Annotated in this window: 7 protein-coding genes; 1 reads left to right on the forward strand and 6 read right to left on the reverse strand. The window is 66.4% G+C overall.

The genetic code is table 11. The features are described 5' to 3' along the window. Positions 1-21: 21 nt before the first annotated feature. The 3 genes from E4O92_RS01950 to E4O92_RS01960 form a co-directional block, all read right to left on the reverse strand. Positions 22-627, reverse strand: coding sequence for a response regulator transcription factor (locus tag E4O92_RS01950; RefSeq protein WP_135188063.1), 606 nt, complete (start codon positions 625-627; stop codon positions 22-24). Beyond that, positions 624-1733, reverse strand: coding sequence for a sensor histidine kinase (locus E4O92_RS01955; protein WP_135188064.1), 1110 nt, complete (start codon positions 1731-1733; stop codon positions 624-626). Before E4O92_RS01955 ends, E4O92_RS01950 begins: the two co-directional genes overlap by 4 nt. Positions 1734-1812: 79 nt before the next feature. Beyond that, complete coding sequence (locus tag E4O92_RS01960; RefSeq protein WP_135188065.1) at positions 1813-3615, reverse strand: CIA30 family protein; 1803 nt, start codon at positions 3613-3615, stop codon at positions 1813-1815. Positions 3616-3889: 274 nt separating this feature from the next. Here E4O92_RS01960 and E4O92_RS01965 point away from each other — a divergent pair, with 274 nt between their 5' ends. Next, entirely contained in the window at positions 3890-4318 is a 429-nt protein-coding gene (locus tag E4O92_RS01965) for a hypothetical protein (protein WP_135188066.1), read from the forward strand. Here E4O92_RS01965 and ruvB read toward each other — a convergent pair. The 3 genes from ruvB to ruvC are packed head-to-tail and all read right to left on the reverse strand — an operon-like array spanning position 4315 to position 6556. Then, on the reverse strand, positions 4315-5391 hold the full coding sequence (gene ruvB / locus E4O92_RS01970) for a Holliday junction branch migration DNA helicase RuvB (protein ID WP_135188067.1): 1077 nt from the start codon (positions 5389-5391) through the stop codon (positions 4315-4317). The genes E4O92_RS01965 and ruvB overlap by 4 nt on opposite strands. Before the next feature lie 31 nt (positions 5392-5422). Then, complete coding sequence (gene ruvA / locus E4O92_RS01975) at positions 5423-6001, reverse strand: Holliday junction branch migration protein RuvA (protein ID WP_135188068.1); 579 nt, start codon at positions 5999-6001, stop codon at positions 5423-5425. Between the two features lie 18 nt (positions 6002-6019). Continuing rightward, positions 6020-6556 (reverse strand): crossover junction endodeoxyribonuclease RuvC, encoded by a 537-nt coding sequence (ruvC, locus tag E4O92_RS01980; protein WP_135188069.1) that lies wholly within the window; start codon positions 6554-6556, stop codon positions 6020-6022. Between the last annotated feature and the right edge of the window lie 149 nt (positions 6557-6705).

The following is a 6705-nucleotide window of genomic DNA, read 5'->3' on the forward strand; positions in this document are numbered from 1 at the left end:
AACGCCCGGTACTGACCCCTCCTACAACCAACCGGCGTCGCGCGCCATCCGGTATGCCTCGATCCGGTTGGACGCGCCCAGCTTGCTGATCGCCTCCGACAGGTAGTTGCGCACGGTCCCCTCGGACAGGTGCACCTGACGCGCGATCTCGGCGCTGGTGCGGCCCTCGCCGGCCAGCCGCAGCACGTGGCGCTCGCGCTCGGACAGCGGGTCCATGCCGCCGCTCCAGCTCTCGACCGCCAGCTCGGGGGCGATGGCGCGCCCGCCCCCGTGCACCTGGCGGATCGCGGCCGCAAGCGTCTCGGCCGGGGCGTCCTTGAGCAGGTAGCCGCGCACCCCCGCCGCCATCGCGCGGCGCAGGTAGCCGCTGCGGGCAAACGTCGTCAGGATCATCACCTTGCACGGCAGGCGCGCATCGAGCAGTTGCGCGGCCAGTTCCAGCCCCGTCATCTGCGGCATTTCGACGTCGGTCAGCACGATATCGGGACGCAGCTCGCGGCACAACGCCAACGCGTCCTTGCCGTTGCCGACCGTGCCGACCACTTCGAGGTCGTCCTCAAGCCCGAGCAGCGCGGCCAGCGCTCCCAGCACCAGTGCCTGGTCCTCGGCGATCAGCACGCGGATCATGCAGCGCTCCCCGCCGGCACCCGCAGCTCCAGCGCCAGTCCGGCGCCGACGCGAATCGCGAGGTCGCCGCCGAGCGCGCACGCGCGTTCGCGCATGCCGGCAAGGCCGTTCCCGCAGCGCAGGTCCCGGTCCGAGCGCAGGCGCGTGCCGTCGTCGAACACGCGCAGCACGGCTGTGTCCTGCTCCAGCACCAGACCGAGGCTGCAGCAGGTGGCGCCGGCATGCCGCACCACGTTGGTCACCGCCTCGCGCAGCGCCAGCGCCAGCACGTGTTCGCTCGCCGGCGCCAGCGGGAAGCGCTGCACGTCCTCGCTCAGCTTGACGTTGGCTGCGGCCAGGCTGGCGCGGGCGCTGGCGAGCGCGCCGGCCAGCCCGCTCTGGCGGTAGCCGGTCACCGCAGCGCGCACCTCGGATAAGGCCTGGCGCGCGCTGGTTTCGATATCGCGGATCTCCTTGCGGCAGGCGTCGGCATCGCGCCCGGCCAGTTTGCCGGCCAGTTCCGCCTTCAGGGCGATCAGCGAGAGCGAGTGGCCAAGCAGATCGTGCAGGTCGCGCGAAATGCGTTCGCGCTCGGCGATGCGGGCCATGTGCTCGACCTCTTCCTGCTTGCGCATCAGTTGTGCGCGCGAGGCCCGCAGGCCCGCTTCCATGATCGATGCGATCCCCACGGGTATGCCGATCAACAGCGACGACATGAGAAAACCGATGCGCGCGAACTGTGCGAACCAGGCGGCTATCGCGACAGCTGCCAGCACGCCGGCCAGGACCAGGTAGGCCCTGCGCGGCGGCTGCACGCGGCCGCACATCCCGCATGCGAAGATGAAGAAGCTGCTGGCGCCGAAATTGTGCGGCACCCAGAGGCCGCCGACCAGGCAGGTGAACACGATGCAGGCCATCGCCTGCCTGTCGCTGGCCCAGAAGCTGAAAAAGTAGAGGGGCAGGAACAGCAGCGTGCTCAGGCAGGCCAGCCCCAGTTCAAGCGCGCTGGGTGGGCGATACAGGTACTGCCAGAACAGGAAGCCCAGGGAGAACGCCCACAGGTAGGGCAACTTGCCCAGTTCGGGCGGCACCCACGGACCCGCCAGCACGCGCTTAATTGTTTTCATTGTTTTGCCGATCCGGCTTTGCCGGGCATTTTTAGCTAACGCAGTTCCACACGAAAGTAGGTTTGTACTTTCGTTTGATTCAGTCAAGCAAGCGCACATCCGCGATCTCGAACCGGTAACCGCCGGGCGCCGGCCCAGCATTAAATCCTACCATGGTTACTCCGCTCGGATCGAGGCCCTCGAAGGCGCTCAATGGCACCGCCACTTCGGCCCAATCCGCCTTCGCCTCGAAGGGCACGGTGCGCGGATACGTCATGCCGCGCGCCATGACCATCAGCTGGTAGCGCTGGCCGTCGCCGCGCACGCGAAACGCAATCCGCTTCACCGAACTCAGGTCGGCGCTTTGCATTTCCTTGGCTCCCGGGATGAACGCCACGCCCGCCCACGGAAACGAAAAGCCCGGCTTGACCTCGCCCTCGAGCGCGATGACCGCGTGCCCGGCCGGGTCGGGCCGCACGTCGAGTTTGACGGTCGAGGTGCCGCCCACCATGCGATCGCTCGAAGGCGTCCAACCGACTCCAAACGGGCTGGCCAGCTTGCCGTCGCTGAGCAGGCTGATGCGGCCGTCCGCGGGCAACAGCGGCTTGCCGGGCTGGGCCAGTTCCTGGGTCACGTGCTGCCGCTGCCGCGCGACCAGCGGCGCCGTGCTTTCGCCATCCTTCCACACTTCGACGATGCGGCGGGTGGCGGCAATGTCGGCGGCCGGGTTGCCGTCGACCAACAACAGGTCAGCCTTGTAGCCGTTCTCGATCCGTCCGCGCTTACCCAGCCGGAACGCCGCGGCCGGCGCGCTGGTCGCCGCCGCCAGCGCCTCCTGGGGAGTCAACCCGGCATCGACCAGCGCGGCCATTTCATGATGCAGGCTGGCGCCGTACTGCGTGCCGGCGTTGCCCGAATCGGTCCCGGCCAGCACCGGCACGCCCGCCTTGCGCAGCGCCGCAGTCACCGCCTTGGGAGCGGCCAGCAAGGCCGAGTACGGCGACTTGCCGTAGCCAGTGGCGAGGGATGCCTTCTGTTCCTTGTCGAGCAGGCCGGCGAATCCCGTGTCGCCGAGGATGTCGCGCGGCTGGACGCCGGCAAAACTCTCCAGCACGGAGAAGGTCGGGATCACGAACGCGCCGCGCTCCTTGGCCAGGCGCGCCAGGCCGTCCGCGTCGGCGGCGCTGATCGCGTTGCCCATGAACAGGTGTGCCAGGCCGTCGGCGCCGGCCTCCAGCGCGGCGCGCGCGTCCTCCAGGTTGCTGACGTGGACCACTGCCAGCTTGCCGCGGCGGTGCGCGGCGTCGATCACCGCCTTGACCGTGGCGAGGTCAAGGCTCTGGAACTTGAACGTGCCGAACCCTTTTTCCATTACGACCTTGATGAAGTGAGATCCCTCGGCGATGCGCGCATCCACAAAAGCCTGGGCGTCGGCGGCCTTCTCCAGCGTGGGAATCTTGACCTGGTATTCGGTGCCATGGCCGCCGGCCGCGGTGATCAGGGTGCCGGCCGAGAACAGGTCGGCCTCGCCGTGGTTCTGGCCGGACGCCATCGCGCGTGCCTTCTCCTGCATGATCGGCACGGGGGTGAACATGTCGACCTGCGTGGTGACCCCGAACACCAGCGGCAGCTCGAAGTAGCGCCAGGCATGCACGTGGGAGTCGATCAGGCCCGGCAACAAGGTCTTGCCGGCGCCGTTGACGATGCGCGCGCCTTGTGGTGCAGCGCCGTGGAAATCGGCGTCGGCGATCACGCCGTCCACCAGCAGCACCGAACGGCGCTCGTGCACCGTCTTGCCATCGAATACGCGCACGTCCTGCACCAGCGTGGCGGCAGCGAGCGCGGCGGCCGAACAGGTCATGCCAGCCAGCAGGAGAAGTCCCTTCATTGTGCTCAGTTTCATTTTTCCCTCTCGTGGTTGTCGATGGCGGCAGTATCGACGAACGACGGCGGGCCCAACAGGCGCGACTGCCATCAATTTGGGGTGACAAGTGTCATACGAGCAACAAGACACAAACTTGATGGAGCGAAAATAAAATTGATTGACGACACGAAATTGATTGTGCGCCATAATAAATAGTGGCGTGCTATTTTGGCACTGGATGTTAATTACAAGGGCGGTGTAAGCGGAGGTCGCCGAGCGACCGGTTACCCCAATCTATAAAGGAGTCCAACCCATGTTCATGTTTCGCATGTTGTCGCTGTTCGCAGGCGGCCTGGCCCTGCTGGTACCGCCGATGCTGTTCAATGAGACCACGCTGTCCCACTGGGAGAGCTGGCAAGCCGTGATCACCCTGACCGGTATCACGCTGGTTTCCTTGAGCTTCATCTTCGTTGGCCTGATCGGCCACCGCCTCAGGAAGTCACCCAAGCTGCGCATGGCTGCCGGACTTCTGCTGACCGTGCCACTGGCCGGCAGCGCGGCCATGCTATTGAGTAGCCAGGCGAACCCGCCGGAAGTACTGTGGACGTGCGGCGTGATCCTGTCGTTCACCGTGGTGCAGTACATCGTCTTCGTGTTCCCGATCAATAACGAGCGCAAGCAACGCCCGATGCGCGATCGCGAACTCGAACAGGGCACGCCAAGTACCTGGCGCCTGCGCTAGGCGCCCTGGAGCGGAGGCAGGTTGTCCCACAGGTCGCCGGTCGGGCTGATGCGCGGCGCGGCGACGCCAAAGTGCCGGAAGGCGAGCGGCGTGGCGATCCGTCCGCGCGGGGTGCGCTGCAGGTAGCCCTGCTGGATCAGGTAGGGTTCGAGCACGTCCTCGATGGTGTCGGCGGCTTCGCCGATCGCGGCGGCCAGGTTGCCCACGCCGACCGGACCGCCGCCGAACTTGAACAGCACCGCCTCCAGCAGCTTGCGGTCCATGACATCAAAGCCGACCGAGTCGACATCGAGCATGCGCAGGGCGGCATCGGCCATGTCCTTGGTGATCGCGCCGGTGCCCTTCACTTCGGCGTAATCGCGCACCCGGCGCAGCAGGCGGTTGGCGATGCGCGGCGTGCCGCGCGCGCGCCTGGCCACTTCGCGTGCGCCGTCTTCGCTGATCGGCGCCTCCAGCAGCGCGGCGCTGCGGGTCACGATCTTGGTCAGCTCTTCGACGTTGTAGAACTCCAGCCGCGCCACGATGCCAAAGCGGTCGCGCAGCGGATTGGTCAGCATGCCGGCGCGGGTGGTGGCGCCCACCAGCGTGAACGGCTGCAGGTCGAGCTTGACTGAGCGCGCGGCCGGGCCCTCACCGATCATGATGTCGATCTGGTAGTCCTCCAGCGCCGGGTACAGGATCTCTTCGACCATCGGCGACAGGCGGTGGATCTCGTCGATGAACAGCACGTCGTTCGGCTCGAGGTTGGTCAGGATCGCGGCCAGGTCGCCCGGGCGCTCCAGCACCGGACCTGAGGTCTGGCGCAGGTTCACCCCCATTTCGCGGGCGATGATGTGCGCGAGCGTGGTCTTGCCCAGGCCCGGCGGACCGAACAGCAAGGTGTGGTCGAGCGCCTCGCGCCGGCGCCTGGCGGCGTGAATGAAGATTTCAAGCTGGTCGCGGATTTTCTCCTGGCCGACATATTCTTCCAGCTGCTTGGGCCGCAAGGCGCGCTCGATCGCCTCCTCGTTGGGCGAGGCAGGCGTCGCGTCGATCACGCGCTGCTCGGTGAAATTGTCGGTCTGGATGCTCATCGGTCCACCTTAACAGAATACGCCAATGCCCTCATCCCTTGGACAACGCTTTGAGCGCAAACTTGATGCCGTCGGAAACGCTGGTGCCGGCCGGCAGGTTCTTGAGCGCGGCCAGCGCCTCCTTGTCAGAATACCCCAAGGCGAGCAGCGCGTTGAGCACGTCCGACTGGGTGTCGTCGCGCGGCGCGCCTGCGGCCACGCCGATGTCCGCGCCCAGCTTGCCCTTCAGTTCCAGCAGCAGGCGCTCGGCGGTCTTCTTGCCGATGCCCGGCACCTTGATCAGGCGCCCCGCTTCCTGCAGCGTGACGGCTTGCGCCAGGTCGGCGATGGTCATCCCGGACAGGATCGCCAGCGCGGTGCGCGCGCCCACGCCCGAAATCTTGATCAGCTGGCGGAACACGGCGCGCTCGTTGGCACTGCCGAATCCAAACAGCAGGTGCGCATCCTCGCGCACCGCCAGGTGCGTGAACAGCGTCACCTTCTCGCCGACATGCGGCAGGTTGTAGAAGGTGCTCATCGGCACGTCGACTTCGTAACCGACGCCCTGGCAATCGACGAGCAACTGCGGCGGATTCTTTTCCAGCAAAATGCCAGAGAGGCGACCTATCATCAGTGTCCTTGTGAATGGTTAGACGAGGCGTCCGCGCTTGACGCGCAGCCCCTGTACGGCAGACGCGAGCGGGCCGATCAGCGCCAGCGCATCATGGCTGTTGGCGTGGCAGATTGCAACCCCGAGCGCGTCGGCGGCGTCGCTGCCGGGCAGGCCGGGCAGCTTGAGCAGGCGCGACACCATGTCCTGCACCTGCTGCTTGGCGGCCTTGCCGGTGCCGACGACGGCCTGCTTGATCTGCGTTGGCGAATATTCGGCCACCGCCAGATCGGCCCCGACCAGGGCGGAGATCGCGGCCCCGCGCGCCTGGCCAAGGAGCAGCGTCGACTGCGGATTGACGTTGACGAATACCTTTTCGATGGCCGCGCAGGTCGGGCGATAGGTGGAGACGACTTCCTGCACGCCGTCCAGGATCACCTTCAGGCGCGGCGGCAATGCGCCCTCGAGGCCGGTCTTGATGGTGCCCGAAGCAATGTAGCGCAGGCGCGTGCCCTGCTTTTCAATGACGCCAAAGCCGGTGGTGCGCAGGCCCGGGTCGATGCCGAGAATAATCATTGCCGAATGTTATACCGGCCGGCACGCTTCGTGGGGAAATACTGTGTAAAAACACAGGTTGTTGCTGGATTTGTACGCGCGGGGGGCTGAGCCCTCGTAACGTGAAAGAAAGCACTGTACGGACGTGCAGCGTCCTGACCTGAGTAGGC

Source organism: Massilia horti (assembly GCF_004614195.1).
GTDB classification, from domain to species: Bacteria; Pseudomonadota; Gammaproteobacteria; order Burkholderiales; family Burkholderiaceae_D; genus Telluria; species Telluria horti.